This is a genomic window from Glycomyces amatae (genome assembly GCF_020991375.1).
Taxonomy (GTDB): Bacteria; Actinomycetota; Actinomycetes; order Mycobacteriales; family Micromonosporaceae; genus Glycomyces; species Glycomyces amatae.
Genome location: NZ_JAJLQZ010000002.1, coordinates 117,628 through 139,430, shown reverse-complemented (window position 1 = coordinate 139,430; position 21,803 = coordinate 117,628). Strand labels below are relative to the sequence as shown.

The 21,803-nt window shown below is 74.0% G+C and carries 20 protein-coding genes; 12 read left to right on the top strand and 8 right to left on the bottom strand.

The features are described 5' to 3' along the window. Positions 1–17: 17 nt before the first annotated feature. The 3 genes from LO763_RS03595 to LO763_RS03585 all read right to left on the bottom strand — a co-directional run bounded on the left by LO763_RS03595 (position 18) and on the right by LO763_RS03585 (position 5,184). On the bottom strand, positions 18–2,180 hold the full coding sequence (locus tag LO763_RS03595) for an ATP-dependent DNA helicase RecG (RefSeq protein WP_230600580.1): 2,163 nt from the start codon (positions 2,178–2,180) through the stop codon (positions 18–20). Continuing rightward, the gene (locus LO763_RS03590) at positions 2,177–3,862 is read right to left on the bottom strand and encodes a DAK2 domain-containing protein (RefSeq protein WP_230600579.1); all 1,686 of its coding nucleotides are present in this window, start codon (positions 3,860–3,862) and stop codon (positions 2,177–2,179) included. Before LO763_RS03590 ends, LO763_RS03595 begins: the two co-directional genes overlap by 4 nt. Before the next feature lie 143 nt (positions 3,863–4,005). Next, positions 4,006–5,184, bottom strand: a complete 1,179-nt coding sequence (locus LO763_RS03585) for a hypothetical protein (protein WP_230600578.1) — start codon at positions 5,182–5,184, stop codon at positions 4,006–4,008. Between the two features lie 377 nt (positions 5,185–5,561). Between LO763_RS03585 and rpmB the strand changes: the two genes are divergently transcribed. Further along, the gene (gene rpmB / locus LO763_RS03580; protein ID WP_030157716.1) at positions 5,562–5,753 is read left to right on the top strand and encodes a 50S ribosomal protein L28; all 192 of its coding nucleotides are present in this window, start codon (positions 5,562–5,564) and stop codon (positions 5,751–5,753) included. 339 nt (positions 5,754–6,092) lie between these two features. Here rpmB and LO763_RS03575 read toward each other — a convergent pair whose 3' ends face one another. Then, complete coding sequence (locus tag LO763_RS03575; protein ID WP_230600577.1) at positions 6,093–7,043, bottom strand: thiamine-phosphate kinase; 951 nt, start codon at positions 7,041–7,043, stop codon at positions 6,093–6,095. Between the two features lie 142 nt (positions 7,044–7,185). Here LO763_RS03575 and LO763_RS03570 point away from each other — a divergent pair, with 142 nt between their 5' ends. Genes LO763_RS03570 through LO763_RS03560 form a run of 3 tightly spaced genes read left to right on the top strand, consistent with a single transcriptional unit; the run spans position 7,186 to position 8,560 of the window. Next, a complete protein-coding gene (locus LO763_RS03570) occupies positions 7,186–7,419 on the top strand; it encodes an Lrp/AsnC ligand binding domain-containing protein (protein WP_230600576.1) in 234 nt (77 codons plus the stop codon). Between the two features lie 23 nt (positions 7,420–7,442). Then, positions 7,443–7,982, top strand: a complete 540-nt coding sequence (locus LO763_RS03565; protein ID WP_230600575.1) for a DUF3515 family protein — start codon at positions 7,443–7,445, stop codon at positions 7,980–7,982. Beyond that, entirely contained in the window at positions 7,979–8,560 is a 582-nt protein-coding gene (locus LO763_RS03560) for a DNA-3-methyladenine glycosylase (protein WP_230600574.1), read from the top strand. The genes LO763_RS03565 and LO763_RS03560 overlap by 4 nt, the downstream gene beginning before the upstream one ends. Here the strand turns inward: LO763_RS03560 and LO763_RS03555 are convergent, their stop codons facing one another. Further along, a complete protein-coding gene (locus LO763_RS03555; protein WP_230600573.1) occupies positions 8,561–10,435 on the bottom strand; it encodes a glycosyl hydrolase in 1,875 nt (624 codons plus the stop codon). 233 nt (positions 10,436–10,668) lie between these two features. Between LO763_RS03555 and LO763_RS03550 the strand changes: the two genes are divergently transcribed. From LO763_RS03550 to LO763_RS03525, 6 genes are read left to right on the top strand one after another with little or no spacing between them, the layout of a single operon-like run. Continuing rightward, positions 10,669–12,330 carry a Wzz/FepE/Etk N-terminal domain-containing protein gene (locus LO763_RS03550; protein ID WP_230600572.1) on the top strand — a complete coding sequence of 554 codons (1,662 nt, stop codon included), beginning with the start codon at positions 10,669–10,671 and terminating at the stop codon, positions 12,328–12,330. Then, a complete protein-coding gene (locus tag LO763_RS03545) occupies positions 12,327–13,745 on the top strand; it encodes an O-antigen ligase family protein (RefSeq protein WP_230600571.1) in 1,419 nt (472 codons plus the stop codon). Before LO763_RS03550 ends, LO763_RS03545 begins: the two co-directional genes overlap by 4 nt. Continuing rightward, positions 13,742–15,001 (top strand): hypothetical protein, encoded by a 1,260-nt coding sequence (locus LO763_RS03540; protein ID WP_230600570.1) that lies wholly within the window; start codon positions 13,742–13,744, stop codon positions 14,999–15,001. The genes LO763_RS03545 and LO763_RS03540 overlap by 4 nt, the downstream gene beginning before the upstream one ends. Before the next feature lie 16 nt (positions 15,002–15,017). Further along, positions 15,018–15,902: a sulfotransferase family protein gene (locus LO763_RS03535; RefSeq protein WP_230600569.1), complete on the top strand. Its 885-nt coding sequence runs from the start codon at positions 15,018–15,020 to the stop codon at positions 15,900–15,902. Then, positions 15,869–17,356, top strand: a complete 1,488-nt coding sequence (locus tag LO763_RS03530; protein WP_369431906.1) for an MATE family efflux transporter — start codon at positions 15,869–15,871, stop codon at positions 17,354–17,356. The genes LO763_RS03535 and LO763_RS03530 overlap by 34 nt, the downstream gene beginning before the upstream one ends. A gap of 23 nt (positions 17,357–17,379) precedes the next feature. Continuing rightward, positions 17,380–18,111, top strand: coding sequence for a class I SAM-dependent methyltransferase (locus LO763_RS03525; RefSeq protein ID WP_230600568.1), 732 nt, complete (start codon positions 17,380–17,382; stop codon positions 18,109–18,111). Positions 18,112–18,115: 4 nt separating this feature from the next. Here LO763_RS03525 and LO763_RS03520 read toward each other — a convergent pair whose 3' ends face one another. From LO763_RS03520 to LO763_RS03510, 3 genes are read right to left on the bottom strand one after another with little or no spacing between them, the layout of a single operon-like run. Beyond that, positions 18,116–18,436, bottom strand: a complete 321-nt coding sequence (locus LO763_RS03520) for a type II toxin-antitoxin system PemK/MazF family toxin (protein WP_230600567.1) — start codon at positions 18,434–18,436, stop codon at positions 18,116–18,118. Then, positions 18,433–18,681 carry a hypothetical protein gene (locus LO763_RS03515; RefSeq protein WP_230600566.1) on the bottom strand — a complete coding sequence of 83 codons (249 nt, stop codon included), beginning with the start codon at positions 18,679–18,681 and terminating at the stop codon, positions 18,433–18,435. Before LO763_RS03515 ends, LO763_RS03520 begins: the two co-directional genes overlap by 4 nt. 43 nt (positions 18,682–18,724) lie before the next feature. Next, positions 18,725–19,540 carry a WecB/TagA/CpsF family glycosyltransferase gene (locus LO763_RS03510; RefSeq protein ID WP_230600565.1) on the bottom strand — a complete coding sequence of 272 codons (816 nt, stop codon included), beginning with the start codon at positions 19,538–19,540 and terminating at the stop codon, positions 18,725–18,727. A gap of 198 nt (positions 19,541–19,738) precedes the next feature. Here LO763_RS03510 and LO763_RS03505 point away from each other — a divergent pair, with 198 nt between their 5' ends. Beyond that, positions 19,739–20,773: a sulfotransferase gene (locus LO763_RS03505; RefSeq protein ID WP_230600564.1), complete on the top strand. Its 1,035-nt coding sequence runs from the start codon at positions 19,739–19,741 to the stop codon at positions 20,771–20,773. Continuing rightward, positions 20,766–21,671, top strand: a complete 906-nt coding sequence (locus LO763_RS03500; protein WP_230600563.1) for a glycosyltransferase family 2 protein — start codon at positions 20,766–20,768, stop codon at positions 21,669–21,671. Before LO763_RS03505 ends, LO763_RS03500 begins: the two co-directional genes overlap by 8 nt. Positions 21,672–21,803 lie beyond the last annotated feature (132 nt).

Genomic DNA, 21,803 nt, shown 5'->3' with positions numbered 1-21,803 from the left:
TCGCCCTGCGGAGCCGGTCAGCCCTTCTCCAGGAACTCCCCGCGGTCGGCCGCCAGGTCGTCGACGAGGGCCGCGAACGCCGGCTCGCCGCGCAGGTCGGGGTCGGCGCCGATGAGCGCGGCGGCCTCGGCGCGGGCCTCCTCGATGATGTCGGCGTCCTTGAGCAGCGACAGGAGCTTCACGTGCGACTTCACGCCCGACTGGGCCGCGCCGAGCACGTCGCCCTCGCGGCGCTGCTCCAGGTCGAGCTCGGCCAGCGCGAACCCGTCGGTCGTGGAGGCGACCGCGTCGAGGCGCTCGCGCGAGGAGCTGCCCTCGGCGGCCTCGCTGACGAGCAGGCACAGGCCCGGGTGGGCGCCGCGGCCGACGCGTCCGCGCAGCTGGTGGAGCTGGGAGATGCCGAAGCGCTCGGCGTCGAGGACGACCATGGCGGTCGCGTTGGGGACGTTCACGCCGACCTCGATGACCGTGGTGGCGACGAGGACGTCGATCTCGCCCGCGGCGTAGGCGCGCATGACGCGGTCCTTCTCGTCCGCGTCGAGGCGCCCGTGCAGGAGGCCGAGCCGCAGGCCCTGGAGCGGGCCGCCGCGCAGCTGCTCGATGACGTCGGTGACCGCCAGCGGCGGGCGCTTGTCGCCGTCGGCGCCGCCGAGGTCGTCGTCGTTCTTCTGGTCGTCGCCGACGCGCGGGCAGACCACGTACGCCTGGCGTCCGGCGGCGACCTCTTCGCGCAGGCGGGCCCAGGTGCGCTGCATCCAGCGCTGGTCGGTGTAGGGCACGACGTGGGTGGCGATGGGGGTGCGCCCGGCGGGGAGCTCGGTGAGGCGGCTGGTCTCCAGGTCGCCGTAGACGGTCATCGCGACGGTGCGCGGGATCGGCGTGGCCGTCATGACGAGGGTGTGCGGGGGCCGCTGGGCCTTGGCGCGCAGGGCGTCCCGCTGCTCCACGCCGAAGCGGTGCTGCTCGTCGACGACGGCCAGGCCGAGGTCGGCGAAGTCCACGCCGTCGTAGAGGAGCGCGTGGGTGCCGATGACGATCCCGGCGGCGCCGGTCCTGACGGCGTCGAGGACGGGGCGGCGCTGGGCGGCGGTGGCCGAGCCGGTGAGGAGCACGACCTGGGTGGCCTCGGGCGGCGCGCCGAGCTGGCCGCCGTTCGCGAGGTCGCCGAGCATCTCGGCGATGGAGCGGTGGTGCTGGGCGGCGAGGACCTCGGTGGGGGCCAGGAGCGCGGCCTGGCCGCCGTGGGCGACGACCTGGAGCATGGCGCGGAGGGCGACGAGGGTCTTGCCGGAGCCGACGTCGCCCTGGAGGAGCCGGTGCATGGGGTGCGGCTGCGCGATCTCGGCGGCGATCTCGGCGCCGACCCGGCGCTGCCCGGCGGTGAGGTCGAAGGGCAGGCGGGCGTCGAACGCGTCGAGGATCGCCCCGCCGGCGGGGTAGGGGGTGGCGGCCTCGGCGAGGGACTCGGCCTTGCGCCGGACCAGCACGGTCTGGAGGACCAGGGCCTCCTGCCATTTGAGGCGCTTCTTGGCCGCGCCGAGGACTTCGTGCGTCTCGGGGCGGTGGATGCGGCGCAGCGCCTCGCCGTAGCCGAGGAGGCCGAGGCGGGAGCGGATCTCGCGCGGGAGCGGGTCGGCGAGGCCGGGGACGAGTCCGAGGACGGTGTGGACGGCCTTCATGATCTTCCAGGACGGCAGTTCGGCGGTGCCGGGGTAGACCGGGAGGAGGCCGCTGGTCACGTTCCACTCGTCGACCAGGAAGTGCTGCGGGGAGTTGAGCTGGAGGCGGCCGTTGAACTGGCCGACCTTGCCGACGAAGAGCCCCTGCTTCCCGGCGGTGAGGTGCTCTTTGAGCCAGGGCTGGTTGAAGTAGACGAGGGTCAGCGTCCGGCCGTCCTCGTCGGCGATGACGACTTCGAGACGCTCGGCGCGCCGGGCCTTCTTGCCCGGGCGCTTGGGCTGGTACTTCCTCGCGACGGCGGCGCGGACCTCGGCGAAGACGGTGACCTCCTCACCGATGGCGAGGCGGCCGAGGTCGGGGCGCTCGCCCTGTCCGATGTAGCGGAACGGGTAGTGGCCGAGCAGGTCCCCGATGGTGTCGAGGTCCAGCTCCTCCCCGAGCTTCTCCACCGACTTCTTGTCGAGGACCTCGCGCAGGCGGGTCTCCAGCCCGATGGTCATTCGGCTCCGATCAGCAGCAGCGGTTCGTCGTCTCCGGCGGGCAGTCGCTGGATCTCCACGAGCGGCCACGCCTCGCGGACATGATCGCTCAGGGCTGTGACACTTTCCGGTTCGAACGCGGCGCCGGGCAGGACGGTGAGGAGTTCGGCGCCGGTGCCGCAGAGGCGGTCGGCGAGGTCGCGGGCGGCTTCGAGCGCGGTGTCGAAGACGCCGAGGTCCGCCTCGCCGACGACGACCTCGACGCCCTCGGTCCCGGAGCGGAGCTCGCCGGTGCGGCAGGCGGCGGCGGCCTCGGACATGGCGACCACGTCGTCGTCGAAGTGGCGGTCGGGGTCGTGGACGGCGAACGCCGCGAGGCTCTGCACGACCGAGCCGGTGGGCAGCACGGTGACGCGGTAGCCGTCCTGGCGGGCCCGCTGGACGGCCCCGCGGGCGGCGCGGGCCGCGGCGGGCTCGTCGGTGACCACGACGGCGCTCGACCCGCCCGCCTCGCGGACCGCCGCGAGCTCGGCGGCGATGCGGTCGGCGGTGGCGGCGACGGCCTCGTCCTCGTCGGGGAGGCGCTCGACCCGCACGGCGCGGCAGCCCTCGCGTTCGAGGAAGTCGCGGACGCCCGCGGCGGTGACCACGACGACGGCCCGCTCGGGGGCCTGCCGGGGCTCGGGCGGGGCCTGGTGGCGGCGGTCGGCCCCGGTGTGGTGGGCGGACTCGGTGTGGTGGGCGGCCTGGGTGTGGTGGGCGTCGTCGAAGCGTGTCACCGAGATGCGGTGGACGCGGCCGCGCTCGATCCCGGCCTCGATGGCCGCGCCGATGTCGTTGACGTGCACGTGGACGTTGAACGTGGTGACGTCCTTGGCGGCGCGCGAGCCGATGATGACCACCGAGTCGCCGAGCGCGGTGAGCCGGTGCCGCAGTTCGGCGGCGGCGGCAGCGTCGGCCTCGAGCAGGTACTGGACCTCGTAGCCGAAGACCTCGGAGCCGGTCTCGCGCGGCACCTGCTCGGCCTCCTCGACCGCGCGCACGCGGTGGCGTTCGAGGAGGTCGAGCGCGCCGGTGGAGACCGAGCCGGTGAGGGTCTCGACGAGGGCCTCGAGGATGAGGGTGAGGGCCAGGCCCCCCGCGTCCACGACGCCCGCGCGGGCGAGCGCGGGGAGCTGGCCGGGGGTGGCGGCGACGGCCTGGGCGCCGGCCTCGGCGGCGGCGCGGGCGGCCGAGACGAACCCGAACGGGGCGGCCTTGGCGGCGGCGGACGCGGCCGACTCGGCGACGGTGAGGATGGTCCCCGCGGTCGGGACCGCGACGGCGGCCGTGGCCGCGTCGGTGGCCGACCGCAGGCCGGACGCGAAGCCCTTGGCGTCGATCTCGTCGCCGTTCCAGGCGTCGGCGAGGCCGCGGAGCATCTGCGCGAGGATCACCCCGGAGTTGCCGCGGGCCGACAGGAGCGCGCGCCCGGCGGCCTCGTCGAGGAGCGCTTCGAGGCCCAGGCCGGGGGTGCCGCCCTGGAAGGCGGCCTGGAGGGTCGCGAGCATGTTCGTCGCGGTGTCGGAGTCGGCGACGGGGAAGACGTTGAGCTCGTCGACGCCGCGCCGGTGGCGGGTCAACGTGTCGATGCCGCGGGCGGCCCACTCGCGCATGATGTCGGCGTCGAGGGCCTGGCGTCCGGTCTCAGGGATTTCCACCACGGGCCATGAGGATACGCCCCCGCCGCGGCGCCCGGCAGCGCGCCGCGTCGTGGGGGCGCTCCGGGTCCCGCCGCCGGACCGGGCGGCGGCGGAAAAGGCCCGGCCCGCGCTTCGGCGCGGGCCGGGCCGTGGCGGTCGATCGGTCAGGGGCCGAAGGTGAGGGTCGAGCGCAGGGAGTCGACGATCTGGGCGTTGCCGGCCACGGCGAAGCCGGCGAACCCGACGTAGCCGTCGGGCGTCTCGATGAGGGCCGTCAGGACCGTCGTCTCCCCGACCGTGAAGGTCCGGAACTCGGCGGCCCGGGCGTCGACCCGGTAGGAGGTGGCCGTGACGTCCGCCCCGACCTCGCCGCCCAGGTGCTCGGCGAGCAGCGCGTCGAAGGCGGAGCCGACCTCTCCGGTGCCCGATTCCTCGGTCACGCCGAGCACCTCCGCGTCCAGGACGCCGAAGTAGGCGGAGTTGGCGCCGTCGGCCGTGGCCAGGCCGGTCACGTCCGAGAAGACCGTGGGGGCCTCGGTGTTCTCGGCCCAATCGGCACCGGCGAGGACGCTCAGGCCGGACGCCTCGTTGACGCGGATCATGTCCGCAGGGACCTCGGCGACCCCGGGTTCGGCGCTCTCGATGGTGCCGGTCTGCTCGCCCTCGGGGTCGCCGCCGGTCGGGTTGAACAGGATGAACCCGCCGACGCCCAGGGCAGCGACGATGACCACTACGCCGACGAGCAGGAGCCACATCGGGCCCTTGCCCTTCTTCTTGTTGTTGCGCTGGATCGCGTCCGGCGCGCCCCACGGCTGGGCCCCGCCGCCCGAGACCGGGACGAGCTGGCCGCCCTGCGGACCGAACTGGCCGCCGCCGAACGGCGGCTGCCCGTACTGGCCGGGGCCGCCCGGCGCGGAGACCGGCATCCCCGAGGCGGGGATCGACGACACGGGGGGCATCCCGGACACCGGCATCCCGGAGACGGGCACGCCGCCACCGCCGCCGAACGGGTCCGAGGCGGGCATCCCCTGGGGGGGCATGCCCTGCGGGGGCTGGGGAGGCAGGTGCGGCTGCTGGGGCGGCGCGTCGAACGGCGAGACGGGGACGCCCGGAGGCGGGCCGTACTGCGGCGACTGCTGCATGCCGGGTCCGCCGACGTACTTGACGGTGCCGTCGTCTTCGACCGGCGGGGGGACCTGCTGGCTCGGCGGCGACATGCGCTGGCTCTCCGGGGACCACGGTGGCGGTTCTTCGGCCGGAGGCTGCTCGTTCGGGCGGTACACCGGGGGCTGTTGCTGCGGCTGCTGCCAGCCGTCTGCAGGCTGCTGCGGGGTGTGGCTCATGTTCGACTCACCAAAAAATATATGGGCATCGGCACAACACTTGTATGCGGCCAGCCTACGGGATTGGGTCCCATCCTAGAGTCACCCACGGTAGCCGCCCGCGGCAGCCGCCACAGTACAGAGCGGCCGCGGAGCGTCCTGGCAGGACCGAGCAGACCGCGCAATTCGGGCTCGGGACCGGTTGCGGCGCAGGCCCACCGCCTCCGGGGCCGAAAGGCCCGCCGGGTCCGCGAGCGGGCCGTGGGAGGGCTCGGACGGGGCGCTGTGGCGCAGGTCCCGCCACCTGGATGGCCGCCGGTCTCCAGGGTCCGTTAGAATTGCCGGGTTGCCCGCCGTCGGGGTGGGCCGAATGAACGTCAATGCAGGAGTTTTGGATTATGTCGAGCGTGTGTGAAGTCTGCGCCAAGCGCCCGGGCTTCGGCAACAACGTCCCGTGGTCCCACAAGAAGACCCGTCGTCGTTGGAACCCGAACCTGCAGACCATCCGCATCGCGACTGGCTCCGGTGACAACAAGCGCCGCGCCAAGGTCTGCACTTCGTGCATCAAGGCCGGCAAGGTCACCCGCTAAGGGCTGACGCCGCGAAGACTTACCGCCGCCGGGGCCGAGCCCCGGCGGCGTTTTGTCGTCCCCGCGGAGGACGGCGGCTCGCGGAGTGACGGCGCTCGGGGCGGCGCAGGCGAGTGATAATGCCGACACCGGGCGGCAAGAGGGGCCGGACCGTCGGACCCGGGCGGGAGAGTCGACGGCGCGGGTTCCTCACCTACCCACCCTGGGTGGGAGGTCCGCGCACTGCACTGCACCGCACCGCACCGCACCGCACCGCACCGCACCGCACCGCACCGCACCGCACCGATGCAGCGTGGCCCCCGCTTCGCGCTCGCCGCGGGGCCTCGCCGGCCGGCTTCGTCACTCCTCGTCGAAGTGGTCCCAGCCGGTCGGGCCCGTCCAGGCGCGGCCGTCCACCGTCACGCCCCGCCCCTCGGCGACCGCGCCGATCCGCCTCCACTGCTCCGGCAGGACCGCGTCCGGCGGGAACACCCCGGCCAGCGCGTGGTCCTCTCCCCCGGTCAGGATCCACCGCCGCGCGTCGGCGCCGAGCGCTTCGGCGGCGTTGCGCATCGTCTCGGGGACCGGCAGCGCCGCGGTGTCCACGTCGATCGCCGCACCCGAGGCCGCCGCGAGGTGGCCGAGGTCGGCGAGGAGCCCGTCGGAGACGTCGATCATGGCCCGCGCGCCCGCGAGGGCCGCGTCGCGCCCGGCCGCGTACGGCGGCTGCGGCCTGCGGTAGGCGCTCACGAGGGCGCCCGGAGAGCGGAAGCCGCGGGAGAGCACGTTGAGCCCGGCCGCGGCCCAGCCGGTCCGGCCCGCGAGGGCGAGCACGTCGCCGGGGCGGGCGCCGCCGCGCGTGACCGGCTCGCGCCCCTCGAGGTCGCCGAGGGCGGTGACGGTGACGGTGAGCCGGTCGCCGCGGGTGGTGTCCCCGCCGACGACGGCCGCGCCCACCGCGGCGGCCTCGGCGGCCAGGCCCGAGGCGAGCCCTTCGAGCCATTCGGCGGGGGTGTCCTGCGGCGCGGAGACGGCCGCGAGGAGCGCGGTGGGCCGGGCCCCCATGGCCGCGAGGTCGGCGAGGTTGGCGGCGGCGGCCTTGTGCCCGACGTCGGCCGCGGAGGACCAGTCGCGGCGGAAGTGGTTGCCCTCCACGAGCATGTCGGTGCAGGCCACGACCCGGCCGTCGGGGGCCGCGACGACCGCGGCGTCGTCGCCGGGGCCGAGCACGACGTCGGGAGTGGTCCCGAAGTGCCGGGTGAAGCGTTCGATCAGCCTGAACTCGCCGACTTCGGCGACGGTCTCGCTCACGGCCGTGTCATTTCCGGGGTGGTTGAAGATCGGTGTTCCACTCGCTAATCTTCGCTCAACCCCGATCGGGAACCGGTCAGGCCCGCCCGTGTCGAGTTCGACCGCCGATCCCCCTCCGCCCCTTTCCCTGAGGAGGCCTGGCGTGGTGCAGGCGTACATACTGGTGCAGACCGAGGTCGGCATGGCCGGCCGGGTGGCCGACGCCGTCTCCGAGATCGAGGGCGTGATCAGGGTCGACACCGTCACCGGGCCCTATGACGTGGTGGTGCTCACCGAGGCCGCCACCGTCCACGACCTGGGAACCGCCGTGGTGAGTAGAGTCCAGAGGGTGGCGGGCATTACCCGCACGCTGACCTGTTCGATTCTCAAGATCTGAGGGGTGCGGTCCGCTTGGGCTCTGTGGGCAAGTCGAGGCTTCCGGCGGTCCTGGCGACCGCCGTGGCGGTGCCGGTCGCCGTGGTGGCGGGCATCGTGGTGTTCAACGCGATCGCGCCCGAGGCCGAGGACGCGGACCTGGTGCAGGAGGACCTGTCCCCGGTGTCGGTGGAGGTCCCCGCGCTGGGCGACGAGGACGCGGTGGTGTGCCTGGCGCTGACGGCGACCGCGCCGGAGACGGCGGGCGGGCTGGAGGCGCGCCCGGTCGAGGGCGGCGAGCGCGCGGCGGAGTCCGTGATGGCCTACGGCGACCCGGCGGTCGTGGCGACCTGCGGGGCCGAGCCGGTCGCGGTCGAGGACACGGCCGCGGTCTACAAGCTCAACGGCGTGTGCTGGTTCTCCGAGGGGGACGGCGCCGAGTGGACGACGCTCGACCGGCAGGTGCCGGTGGCGGTGGGCTTCCCCGAGGAGTACGAGCAGCCGGTGGACGTGCTGAACGACCTGTCGAACGTCATCGGCGAGAAGATCCCGGTCGCGGCGGACGCCCCGACCGGTTGCGCGTGAGCGCCCCGCTGGACCGGTCCTTCTTCGCGCGGGACCCGGTCGCGGTGGCGCCGGAGCTGCTGGGCTGCACGGTGACCGCGAACGGCGTCACGGTCCGGTTGACCGAGGTCGAGGCGTACCGCCAGGACGATCCGGCCTCGCACTCCTTCCGGGGGCCGACCAATCGCACGGCGGTCATGTTCGGGCCCGCGGGGCACCTGTACGTCTACTTCACGTACGGGATGCACTACTGCGCCAACCTGGTCTGCGGCGAGGCCGGGTTCGGGGCCGGGGTGCTGCTGCGCGCCGGCGAGGTCGTGGACGGGGCCGCGGCGGCGCGGCGGCGCCGGGGCGAGCGGGTGCCGGACCGGGACCTGGCGCGCGGCCCGGCGCGGCTGGCGCAGGCCATGGGCTGGGACCGGTCCGACGACGGCGCCGACATGGTCGGTGCCGTGCGGGCGGCCGCCGAGGCGCCGGCGGTGCTCGCCGGGCCCCGGACGGGGATCACGAAGGCGGCCGACACCGCCTGGCGGTTCTGGGTCGCCGACGACCGCTACGTGTCCCCGTACAAGCGCCATCCCAAGGCCCCGAAGCCCTGACTAAGGCCATTCGAGCCGCACTTGGAAGTGCGGCGACCGCATCAGGGTCTTGAAGGCCTCCAGGACCTCCGGGTCGTGGTGGACCTCGGAGTTGCGGCCCTCGGCGTCGGGCGACTCGAAGTAGACGATCGCCTTGAGCCTCGGGTAGTGGGCCATCTGGTAGCGGGCGGCCTCGAACACCGTCGCCTGGTGGTCGGGGTACTCGTCCATCTGGAAGACGCCCCATTCGGCGAGCATCATCGGCTTGGACGGGTGCTCCCTGGCGATCCAGTGGTAGAACCCGGGCCAGGCGGTGTCGTTGGTCTGGTCGACGATCTCCCCGAAGTCGGAGTGGCCGTCGTCCTTGAGCGACTGGCCGTAGCCCGAGAGGCCGATCCAGTCGACCACGTCGTCGCCGGGGTAGAGCTCGTGGTGCCAGGGCTTCTCGACCCATTTGAGGTAGCCCATGTAGTTCATGACGGTGACGAGGTTGTCGACCCCGGCCCCGCGCAGACGCTCGACGACGTGCCGGTACATGTCGGCGTAGTCGGCGGCCTCCATGCCGGAGCCCTCCTCCTGGATCACGTCGTTCTCGGGCTCGTGGTGGACGGTGAAGAAGAACGGCTTGTCGAAGTTCTCCTTGAGGTGGGCGGCGAGCCGGTCGAGGAACGCGTCGACCTCCGGGTCCCCGGCGGCGATCTCGGCCCAGGTGGCGGCCTGCGGCTTCCAGTTGAGCAGGAGGGTCCGCGGGTGCTCGGGGTCGTTCGTGAGCGCGATCTGGTCCTCGGTGGGGAAGACCTTCTCGATCCCCCGGTGGTAGGCGTGGTGGATCTGCTGCGTCTTCTCCACCCTGGACTCGAAGACGAGGTGCTCGTCCTCCTTGTCCTTGGAGGTGTGCGAGCCGGGCGAGACGCCGATGAGGGCCCCGCAGGTGGGGATGAGCTTGGCCCCGGTCCGGCAGTCGCTCAAGCCGTCCTCGGTCGGGCCCGACTCGCCGGTGGGCGACTCGGGCGGGCCCGCCGTGGTCGGGTCCATGGCGGGCAGGCCCGGGACGGCGCCCGGGTCGGACGAGGGCGCCGGTTCGGCCGGAGCCGTCGGGGCGGACGAGGGCGTCGGGTCCGCCACGGGCAGCGGGCTCTCGGCGGCCGGCGACGGGTCCTCCGACGGGGAGGGGGCCGCGTCGGTGCCGGTCGGGTCCGGGTGCGGGTAGGGCGCGGGCGCGGTCGGCGGGACCGGCCTCGACGGGGGCGCGGGCGGTTCGGAGACGGTCCGCAGGGCGGGGCCGCCGCCGTACTCGGCGCCCTCGAACTCGACGTAGGCCTCGCGGTCGGGCGAGGTGACGGCGAAGCCGTAGCGGCCGGGCGCGTCGATCGCGCCGGTCACGTCGAAGACGACCTCGGTGGAGGAGGCGTCGACTTCGGCCACGTCCCAGACGGTCCCGTACGGCGGCGCCGAGGCGGCCGTCAGCGAGCACAGGCAGTGCACGGGGCGGACGGAGGCGACCTCGAGGGTCATGCCCTCGCTATCGGGCGGGACGGCGACGGGCAGCCGCAGCTCGGCGGTGTGGCCGGGGCGCACGGTGGACTCGTCGATCGCGAACTGGAGGTGGGTGACGGCGATGCCGAGGTCCTCGGAGTAGCCGACGGGCAGCACGGCGGGCGCGTCGGGCGCGGGGCCCGCGACGCCGGTGGCGACGAAGGAGGCCGCGAGCGGCCGGTGGTCGACCGTGCCCTCCCCGCCCTCCCAGGCCTCGTCGAGGGTCTCGCCGAGGCGGTCGCCGTCGGAGCCGACGCCGTACCCGATCACGAACCCGGCCAGGACCAGCGGCAGGACCCCCAGGACGGTCACCAGGCCGCGCCCGGCCCAGCGCCGCTGCTTGTGCTCCGGATCGCTCATCGTCCACCTGCTTCCGTCTCGTGTGCCCGCGTCCAGGAGGCACAGTCCAATGTGACCGAGCTTCAAAATGCGCGAAACAACATATTAGCGAACAAATCGGTTTTCGCCATCCCACATGCCCGAATACCACCTTTCCAGCCCCTCGGGCGCCGACGGGTCCGGCGCCCCCGTCACCTGAACGGCTCATCACTCGTTACTCAACCGAGATCCCAAGAACGAGAAAGGCTTTCGCGTTGAGGACCCCTGCCGCCCGCACGCTCGCCGATTACGGCGTCATCGTCCGCCGCTCCTGGTGGCTCGTCATCGGAACGGCGGCCGTGGCGGTCGCCGCCGGCTTCGCCTACACGACGGTGACCGAGCAGGTCTACGAGTCGACCGCCTCGGTCCTCGTGCTGCCGACCGCGAGCGACACCGACGTCGCCGGCGCGCGCACCGCCGGCCAGGTCAACCTCGACACCGAGGCCCAGCTGGTGAAGTCCACGCAGGTCGCCGAGGGCGCGGCCGAGGCGCTCGGCGCCGACCCGGACGCCGACCTGCTCTCGCAGGTCTCGGTGACGGTGCCGCCCAACACGTCCGTGCTGGAGATCGCCTTCCGGGCCGACACCGCCGAAGGCGCCAGGGCCGGGGCCGTGGCCTTCAGCGACGCCTACCTCGCGCACCGCCTCACCGGGGCCACCGCCTCGCTCGACCGCGCGATCGAGTCGACCGCGGTCGGGCTCGACGCGGTCAACGCCGACATCGCCGCCGCCGAGGACGAGCTGTCCGGCATGGACTCGGGCGACGGCGGACGGGCCTCGCTGGAGTCCGCCCTGGACGACCTGCGCGGCCAGGCGGGCGAGCTCGAAGCCGACATCGCCGCGCTGGAGGCCGAGCAGACCGCCGTCTCGCCCGGGCGGGTCATCAACCAGCCCGCGCTGCCCGAGGCGCCGGTGAGCCCCAACATGGCGTTCAACCTCGCCGCCGCGCTCGGTGTCGGCCTGCCGCTGGGCCTCATGCTCGCCTGGGCCCGGCACCGCCTGGCCCGCAAGGTGTCCTACCCGGCCGACCTGGTCGAGCGCTGCGAGCTCGACGTGCTCGCCTCCGTGCCCCCGGCCGTGAAGTTCCAGCGCCGCGAGGTCTTCGGGGCCTACAGCCCCGGCGGCCGGGTGTTCTCCCAGCTGCGCAACGTGGTGGCCTCCCAGCTCACCGGCGAGCAGCGCGTGATCGTCGTCGCCGGGGTCGCCCCCGGTCCGGCCGCCAGCGTCGTCGCCGCCAACCTCGCCACCGCCATGTCCCGCGCCGGGGACCGCGTCACCGCCGTCACCGCGAACCCGAGCACCACCGTGGGCCTGCCCGAGCTGTTCGGCACCGAGCCCGTCCCGGGCCTGGCCGACGTCTGGGCCGGGCGCGTCGGCCTCGCCGCGGCCACCCAGGCCGCCCCGCGGCAGCCGAGCCTCAACGTCATCGGCCCCGGCGCCGCGGCCCGCGCCGCCGGGCCCACCAGCGAGGCCGCCGCCGAGACGTTCGCGACGCTCGCCGAGGCCGGGCGGTTCGTCGTCGTGGACGCGCCGCCGCTGTCGTGCTCGGCCGACGCGCAGCTGCTCGCCGGGCACGCCGACGCGGTGATCCTCGCGGTCCAGTCCCAGCGAGACGCCATCACCGAGACCGCCGCCGCCGCGGTCGCCATGCGCCAGATCGACACGCCGCTCCTCGGAGCGGTCCTGCTGCCGGGCGTGCTCGGCCCGATGAACGCCGTGCCGCTGCCGACCGCCCGCCGCGAGCTCGCCTCGGGGCACGCGGTGTCGGCGGACGAGACGCCCACGGACTCGCTCGAGGCCGTCGAGGACGGCGAGGCGCCGACCGAGACGATCCCCGCGGTGGCGACCCCGGCGGCCCGCTCGGCCGAGCAGCGATGATCCTCCTCTCGGCCGCCCGCGCCGCCGGGCGCGGGCGGCTCGGCCTAGAGCGGCCCTCCTCGCGGGAGGGCGGCTCGCTGTTCTGGCTCATGGCCGCCTACCCGCTGTGGTGGGCGCTCGGCCTCGGCGTCCTGGCGATCCCGTTCGTGGCCGCCGTCGCCGCCGTCAAGCTGGTGCGGCGGCGCTCGATCGCCGTCCCGCCCGCGTTCGGCTGGTGGCTGCTGTTCCTGCTCGCGGTCACCCTGAGCCTGGCGAACCTCGGCGTCGACCCGCCCGGGGTGGTGCCCGAGACCTGGTTCTCGAGCCTGGCGGGGGCCACGTACCGGTTCGGCTTCTACTGCTGCTGCACCCTCATCGCCCTGTGGGCCTACAACCTCGTCCTCGAAGGTCGGCTGCGGCGCGAGCGCCTGGTGCGGCTGCTCGCGTGGCTGTTCGTCGTCACCGTCGCGGGCGGGCTCCTGGGGACCTTCGCCGGGGGCTTCGAGTACACCTCCCCCGTGGAGGCCCTGCTGCCCCACTCCGTCGCCAAGGACGGGTTCGTGCAGTCGCTGGTGCACCCCGCCGCGGCCCAGACCATGGACTTCCTCGGCTACGAGACGCCGCGGCCCTCGGCGCCGTGGGGGTACACGAACACCTGGGGCAACAACTTCGCGATCACCGCCGTGTGGGCCGTCGTGGCCGCCTTCTGCGTCCCGAACGCCGTGAAGTGGCGCGTCGCCGCGGTCGCACTCCTCGTCGTCTCGCTGGTGCCGGCCGTGTACTCGATGAACCGCGGCCTGTGGCTCGGCCTGGCCGCCATCGCCGTCTTCGCGGCGCTGCGGCTGCTGATCTCGGGCCGCCCCGGCGGGATGCTCGCGCTCGGCGGGGCCGGCTGCGCCGCGGTGCTCCTCATCATGCTCACGCCGCTGGGGACGGTGGTCCAGGCCCGGCTCGACAACGGCCACTCCGACGAGGGCCGGGCCTTCTCGTCCGAGCGCGCCACCGAGCTGGTCGTGGAGCACTCCCCCGTGCTCGGATTCGGCTCCACCAGGAAGACCCTCGGCTCGGGCGAGTCGATCGCCGTCGGCCCGACCCCCGAGTGCCCCCGCTGCGGCGGGCGCACCCTCGGCGGGAACGGCCAGTTCTGGCAGGTCATGTTCGCCCACGGCATCGCGGGCACGGTGACCTACCTCGGGTTCGCGCTCGCGGTCCTGTGGCGCTTCAGGAAGGACCACAGCGCGATCGGCATCGCGGGCAGCGCCGTGGTCGCGTTCTCGCTGCTGTCGATGTTCTACTACAACGCCCTCGTCACGCCCCTCCTGCTCACCCTGCTCAGCTACGTCCTCCTCGCCGCGAACGGCACCGCCGCCGCCGAGGACGCGCATTCGCCCGGTCCCGAAACCGGGACCCTTGGCCCAGAGACGGAGAAGCGATGAGCCGAGCCCTGAAGACCGCCGACGACCTGCGGAGGCGGGCGACCTACCTGGCGGAGGTGATCGACCAGCTCTACCCCGGCGGGAACGGGGCGGCGCCTCCCGAGGCGAAGGGCGCGCGCCGGCCCTACATCATCGTGCCGGGGCGGCGCAGGCCCCGCGTGCTCGTCCCGGCCGCCGACCGCAAGGTCGCCGCGGCCGCGCTCTCGCGCTACGCCAGGCCCGCCGCGCGCGGCGCCCGGCTCAAGCGCGACGCCGCCGTGCTGGCGCTGCGCCTGGGCGTCGACCGCCTGCTGCTGCCGCACCGGCTCGAGGTCGACGGCGCCCGGGGCATCGACGAGCACCTGGCGTCGGCGCTCGGCCACGAGGTCCACTTGAGCATCCACATCGGACCGGCCCGGGCGAACCGCAAGCCGGTGCTCCAGGTCCTCGACGGGAACGCCGAGACGGTCGCGTTCGCCAAGCTCGGGGTCAACCCGCTCACCCGCGAACTGGTGGACGCCGAGATCGCGGCCACCAGGCGCCTGAGCGAGCACTGCGACCTCAGGCTGCTGCGGGTCCCGCGGCTGCTCCACGCGGGCGAGTGGAACGGCTGCAACGTCATGGTGGCCTCCGCGCTCCCGGCCTGGACCGAGCCGGCGGACCTCGGCCCCGGGCGCCGCGTCGCCGCCATGCGCGAGCTCGCCGGCGCCTGCGGGGACTCCCGCTCGTCCCTGGGCGACTCGGACTACGCCGCGCGGCTGCGCTCGCGCCTGAAGACGCTCGCCGAGCGCGCCGAGCAGGACGCCGACACGCTCCAGACCGCCGGGGAGACCCTCCTCGACCGGTACGCCGCCAGCGAGATGACCTTCGGCGCCTGGCACGGCGACTGGGCCCCGTGGAACACCCGCGAGACCGACGAGGTCATCTACCTGTGGGACCTCGAGCGCTTCGAGACCGGCGTGCCCTACGGCTTCGACGCCGCCCACTACCGGCTCCAGGACGACATCGTCACCAAGGGGATGGACCCGACCACCGCCGTGCTCGGGCTCGTCGCCGACGCGCCCGCGGTGCTCGCGCCCATGGGCGTCGCGCCCGCCGAGGCCGAGGCGACCGTGCTGCTGTACCTGGTGGACCTCGCCGCGCGCTACATGGGCGACCAGGCCGAGCGGGCCGGCGCCGCGCTCGGGGCCCTCGGCCGCTGGCTGCTGCCGACCCTGCTGCGCCACATCGCCCGCCAGCGCACCGCGCCGGCGAACGGCGCCGACGGAACGCGTTGACGGAGGAGTCACCCATATGAGCCAGCGAACGCTCCGCGAGCGCATCCCGGGACGGCTGAAGGCCGTCGTCGGCCACTCGTCCCGCACCTTCGGGCGGCTGACCGCCTCCTCGCGGATCCTGCCGGGCCTGCTGATCTGCGGCGGCCAGCGCTGCGGCACCACGTCCCTGTACCGGGCCCTGGCCCAGCATCCGGCGATGCTGAAGCCGGTGTTCCACAAGGGCGTCCACTACTTCGACACCGGGTACGGGCGCGGCATGGCCTGGTACCGGGGGCACTTTCCGACGCAGGCGAGCGCGCGGCGGATCGCCGACCACACCGGGCTCGCCCCGGTGGGCTTCGAGTCGAGCCCGTACTACCTGTACCACCCGCTGGCGGCCGAGCGCTTCGCCCGGGACCTGCCGGGGGTCAAGGTGATCGTGCTGGTGCGCGACCCGGTGGAGCGGGCCTGGTCGCACCACGCGCACGAGGTGGCGCGCGGGTTCGAGCCGGTCGCGGACTTCGCCGAGGCCGTGGCGGCCGAGGAGGACCGCCTGCGCGGCGTGGAGAAGCGCCTGCGGGACGAGCCGGGGCTGTACAGCTTCGACCACCAGCACCACGCGTACACCGCGCGCGGGCGGTACACCGACTACCTCGAGCCGCTCGCCGAGCAGGTGGGGCGCGACCGGGTGCTGGTGCTGGACTCCGGGGAGTTCTTCTCCCGCCCCGAGGACGCGTTCGAGAAGGTGCTGCGGTTCCTGGGGCTGCCGTGGATCGGGGAGTTCGCGTTCGCGCGGCACAACGCGCGGGGGCGCCCCTCGCCGATGCCGGCGTCCCTGCGGGAGCGGCTGACCGAGGAGTACGGGCCGTACGACGAGCGGCTCTCGGCGTGGCTGGGGGGCGCGCCGAGTTGGCGGCGCTGACCGCCGCGGCCGCCCGCGACGAGGAGACCGGCCGGGAGGAGCTGCGCGGCACGGCCCGCGGCGGCCTGGCGAACCTCCTGGGGGCGGCCGTCTCCGGCGCCGGGGGCCTGGCGATCACGTGGCTGGCGGCCATGGCGCTCTCGCCCGCCGAGGCGGGCGCGTTCTTCGCGGCGACCTCGGTGTTCCTGCTGGCCGGCGGGCTCGCCCGCCTGGGGACGCCCACGGGGCTCGTGTACTGGGTGGCCCGGCTGCACCGGAACGGGCGCGACGGCGCGGTCGGGTCGGTGCTCAGGCTGGGGCTGTGGCCCGCCGCGATCGCGTCGATGGCGACGGCCCTGGGGCTGCTGCTGGCGGCGCCGATGTTCGAGCGCCCGGACCTGGTGCGGCTCATCGCGGTGTTCCTGCCCGCGTCGGTGGCGATGGAGGCGCTGCTGGCGGCGACGCGCGGCTACCGGCTCATGGGGCCCTCGGTGGTCATCGACAAGCTCGGGCGCACCGTGGCGCAGCTGATCGGCCTCGGCGCGATCGCCTTGGCCGGCACGGCCTCGGCGGCGACCGTCACCTTCGCGTGGGCGCTGCCGTACCTGCCCGCGGCGCTGGCGGCGGGCTGGTACCTGCTGCGGCGCCACCGGGCCTCGCGGCCCGACCAGGGCTTCCCGGACCGGGTCTCGGCCCGGGCGTTCTGGGGGTTCACGGCGCCGCGCGCGGCGGCGGGGGTGGCCCACCTGGGGCTCCAGCGGCTCGACATCATCATGGTGGCGGCGCTGGCCGGGCTGGGCCCGGCGGCGGTGTACACGGTGGCGACCCGGTTCGTGATCGTGGGGCAGCTGGCCTCGGGCGCGGTCGGGCAGTCGGTCCAGCCGCGGGCCGCGGCGGCGATGGCCGCCGGGGAGCCCGCGTCGGCGCAGGCGCTCTACCAGACGTCGACCGCGTGGATCGTGGGCCTGACGTGGCCGGTGTACCTGGCGGTGGGGCTGCTGGCGGACTGGTACCTGCGCCTGTTCGGCGGCGAGTACGCGACCGGCGACGCGCGCCTGGTGGTGTGGGTCCTGGTGCCCGCCATGATGGTCAGCTCCGCGTGCGGCGTGGTCGACTCGATGCTGTCCATGGCGGGCAAGACCTCGTGGCAGCTGATCGACGTCTCGGTCTCGCTCGTCGTCAATGTCGGACTGAACCTCGCGTTGATTCCCACGATGGGGGTGGTCGGCGCGGCGATCGCGTGGTCGGCGGCCGTCCTGGTGAATAATTTGATGCCGCTCGCGCAACTGTGGCGCACGTTCGGGCTGCACCCGTTCGGAGCGCTCACGAAGCGGACGCTGCTGGCGGCGGGCCTCGGATTCGGGGCCGTCCCGCTGGCGGCCGCCCCGTTCGGCCCCTGGTGGACGCTGGGGGCGCTCGCGGTCGCGGGCCTGGCGTGGGCGGTGGTGATGCTGCGGTACCGCGCCGCGATCTGACACTCCGAACCGAGAGGAGCCTCGTGGCCAGCGACTACACCGAGGTGTTCCAGGACCCTGCGGCCGTGGAGAAGTACGCCGACCGCATCTACGCGCCGGGGACGTTCGCCTCCGTCGTCTCCGGCCGCCAGGCCGGCTGGCTGCGCGGCTTCGTCCCGAACGCGTTCCCGGTGCCGCCGGTCCACCACGACTTCGCCTGCGGCACGGGGAGGGTCGCGCGGATGCTGGCGGGCCTGGCGGCGGTCTCGCACGGCTACGACACCTCGGAGGCCATGCTCCGCAAGGGCCGCGAGCTGGGGACGCCCGGCCACGCCCACCTGGTCCGGCCCGGCCTGGCGGTGCCCGAGGTCGACCCGCTGCGCCCGGCGCTGGTGACCGCGTTCCGCTTCGTGCTCAACGCGGACCCGCACCTGCGGGACCAGCTGATGGACTTCGCGTCGACGGCGCTGCCGGACGCCGAGGCCGGGCTGCTGCTGGTGGAGAACCACGGGAACGCCTCCTCGCTGCGGCACCTGCGCAAGACCTTCGGCCGCCTGGACACGAGCATGTGGTTCCAGGAGTTCTCGCACGAGGAGATGCGCGACCTGCTCGACCGCCACGGCTACGAGCTGCTGGGCGTGCAGGGCTTCACGCTGTTCACCCAGGGCTGCTACCGCAGGCCCTGGAGCGGGGCGGCGAAGGCGCTCGACGACGCGCTGGCCTCGCCGCTGTCCCGGTGGGCCACGGACGTGGTCTACATCGCGCGGCGCCGCTGACCGTTCAGCCCAGTCCGAGGATTCGGCGCAGGACGAGTTCGATCTTCATCATCTGCACGCCGTCGACCGCGCCGACCCGCTTCACGAATCTCCGGGTGGAAACGGTGCGCAGGTGCTCGCACTGCGCGTAACTGGTGACCGGGAGGGCCTCTTCGAGTTCGACGTGCGTCGGATAGTCCTTCCGGGTCCGCGATATCGGAACGACCACCGGAATGCCGAAACGGGCCATATCGTCTCGGGACACGATGACCGCGGGCCGGCGGTGGCCCTGCTCGTGGCCGATCGAATCGCCGAAGTCGCACAGGTAGATGTCGCCCCGGTTCACAGGATGTCGCTCCAGTCCTCGGGCTCGAGCTCGTCGCCGAGTGAACCCGCAAGCCGCTCGCTCTCGTGCTCGAGGTCCGACCTGGCGGCCGCGGTGCCCATGACGGCCCGGGCCCGTGCCCAGAACTCTTCTTCCTCGGTGACGTCGATCGCGCGTTCAACCGCGCCCGCCATGGTGAGGTGCCGCTGCTCGGCGAGCTTCGCGATGCGATCGCGAAGCTCGACGGGCACCTTGATGGTAGTCATAGAAGTCATTCTTGGAGTATACCACTTGGAATACCATTTGGCGTTACCGGCGGCGAGCCCGGTACGCCTCGGCGAGGAGCCGCAGCGCCTCGGGGGCGTCGTCCCTGAGGTAGCGCCGGGCGAGGCGGCGGGGCTCGGAGAGCATCCGGAACAGCCACTCGGTGCCGCTGCGCTGCATCCACTTCGGGGCGCGGCGGCGGTACCCGGCGATGAAGTCGATGCTCGCGCCGCAGCCGAGGAGCCAGGCCCGGGGGGCGGCCGCGCGGAGGCGGACCGCCACCTGCTCCTGCTTGGGGAAACCGAGGCCGACGTAGACGAGGTCGGGGGCGGCGGCCTCGATGCGCTCGACCAGGGCCCGCCAGTGCGAGTCGTCGCGGTCGAAGCCCATGGGCGGGCACCAGGCGCCGACGACCTTCAGGCCCGGGTAGCGCGCCTCGAGGACCTCGGCGGCCCGCTCGGTGGGGCGGGCGGCGCCGTCGGGGGTGCCGCCCAGGAGCGCGAGGCGCAGGCCGCGTTCGGCGGCGGCGGCCGAGAGGCTCCAGACCAGGTCGGAGCCGGCCACGCGCTCGGGCAGCGGCGTCCCGGCCACCCGGGAGGCCCACACGAGGGGCGCGCCGTCGGCGACGACGAGGTCGGCGGTGTCCACGACGGCGCGCAGCTCGGCGCTGCGGCGGGCGGCGGCGACGATGTCGACGTTCGGGGTGACGATGCGCCCGCCGCGCCCGGACTCGAGCGCGTCCAGCACGCGGCGCACCGCGTCCTGCTCGGTGACGGGGTCGATGCCGATGCCGCCCAGGCGGACGCGGGGGGCGGGGGGGCCGTCGGCGCGGCTCGTGCGGGAAGGACCCGAGTGCTTCATGACAAGACGCTAAGGGTCCGGGGGCGTTTTTCCGGGTTTTTTCATCACAGGGCGTGTCCCCCACCCCACCTCGAGTCGTTATACGGGGCAGCAGAGGGCAGTGCGGGACGCCGAGGAGGTCTCGGACCGCGGCCCCGGTCCCGGCGGGCCGCGCCTCACCGCACTGTCGCGGCGGCGCCGGGTCGAGAACGTCCTAGGGTGAGCGAGGGTGCAGTGAGCGTGAAGATCGCCGATACGGCCGAGCCGTCCGAGAACCGGGTGAAGGTGGTCTTCATCGGAGGACTGGGCCGCAGCGGGACCACGCTCCTGGAGCGCCTGCTCGGCCAGCTGCCGAGCGTGGTGCCGCTCGGCGAGATCACCCACCTGTGGGAGCGGGACCTGGTCGGCGACGAGATGTGCGCCTGCGGGGCGACCTTCTCGCACTGCGAGTTCTGGCAGCGGATCGGCGCGCGCGCCTTCGGGTCCTGGGAGGACGTGGACATCGAGCGCCTGAACGCCCTCAAGGCCACGGTGGACCGCACCCGGCACATCCCGGCGCTCGCGGCCAAGCGGCTCGCACCGGCCCAGCACCAGCTGGTGACCGAGTACGCCGAGTACTTCGAGAAGATCTACACCGCCGCCGCGAAGGACACGCGCGCGCAGGTCGTGGTCGACTCGTCCAAGCACGCCTCGCTGGCGTACTGCCTGCGCTGGTCGCCGCGGATCGACCTGCGGGTGATGCACGTGGTGCGCGACTCGCGGGGCGTGGCGTACTCGTGGACGAAGCAGGTGCGCCGCCCCGAGTCGCCCAGCGGCGACCAGATGACCCGCTACTCCCCCGCGAAGGCCGCGATGCTGTGGAACGCGCAGAACGCCGCGTTCAGCCTCCTGGCGCGCCGGGGCGTGCCGGTGCGCCGGGTCCGCTACGAGCGGCTCATCCAGCGCCCCGGGAAGGTGATCGCCTCGCTCGCCCGGTTCTGCGGGCTGGAGCTGGCCGAGTCGGACCTCAACTTCATCGGGGACGGCTGGGCGGACCTGGGCCCGAGCCACTCCGCGGCGGGCAACCCGATGCGGTTCACGGTGGGGCGCATACCGATCAGACCCGACGAGGCCTGGACCGAGGACCTCCCCGAGGGGACCCGGCGGATGGTCTCGACCCTGACCCGCCCCCTGCTCGGCCGCTACGGCTACCTCGACGAGGAGGAGCCCGCGGTGGACGAGCCCGTTCGCGAAGAGGTGAGCGCCCGTGACTGACTGGCCTTCCGTCGGCGTCGTGATCCCGACCCACGACCGCCCGCAGCAGGTGCGGGCCGCGCTGCGGTCGGTGCTGACGCAGTTCTACCCCGGCGAGCTCAAGGTGATCGTGGTCTTCGACCGCGCCAAGCCCGACGAGGAGCTCGCCGCGGACGGCGCGCGCCCGGTGCGGGTCGTCAAGAACGACCGCACGCCCGGCCTCGCCGGGGCCCGCAACACCGGGATCACGGCCCTGGATACGGACCTGGTGGCGTTCCTGGACGACGACGACGAGTGGCTCCCCGGGAAGCTCGCCGCGCAGGTGACGGCCCTGGGCACCGAGGCGGAGCTGTGCACCGCCGCGATCGAGGTGGACTACCGGGGGCGGCGCAACCCACGGCTGGCGCAGCGGACGATGGTGCGCCATGTGGACCTGCTCAGGTCGCGGATGATGATGCTGCACTCCTCGACGTTCCTGTTCCGCCGCTCGGCGCTGCTGGGCGGGCTGGGCCTGGTCGCCGAGGACGCGCCGGGGAGCCAGAACGAGGACTGGGACATGCTGCTGCGGGCCTCGCGGCGGCGGCCCATCGCGCACGTGGACGTGCCGTACGCGCTCGTGAACTGGGCCGGGTCGCACTTCGAGACCCGTTGGGACACCAAGATCTCCTCGCTGCGGTGGATCCTCGCGCGGCACCCGGAGATCCACGGGAGCCCCGAGGGCGCGGCGCGCGTCTACGGCCAGATCGCCTGCTGGCACGCCGCGATCGGCGACCGCAAGGCGGCGCTACGGTGGGCGGTGCGCGCCACGAAGGCGAACCCGGGCGAGCCGCGGGCGGCGGTCGCCGCCGCGGCGGCGGCGGGCATCGTCGGCGTCCCGGCGGTGATGGCGGCGCTGCACCGGCGCGGCCGCGGGATCTGAGCCGGGGCCGCGTGGAACCGCCTGCGGCGCAGGCGGTTCATCGTTTGTCCGCCCTTTATTCACGGCTTATCGGTGCCTTAACCTCCAGGGACTTACGGTTCTCCACGTGCCGCCGATCCGCGCGGCGCCACG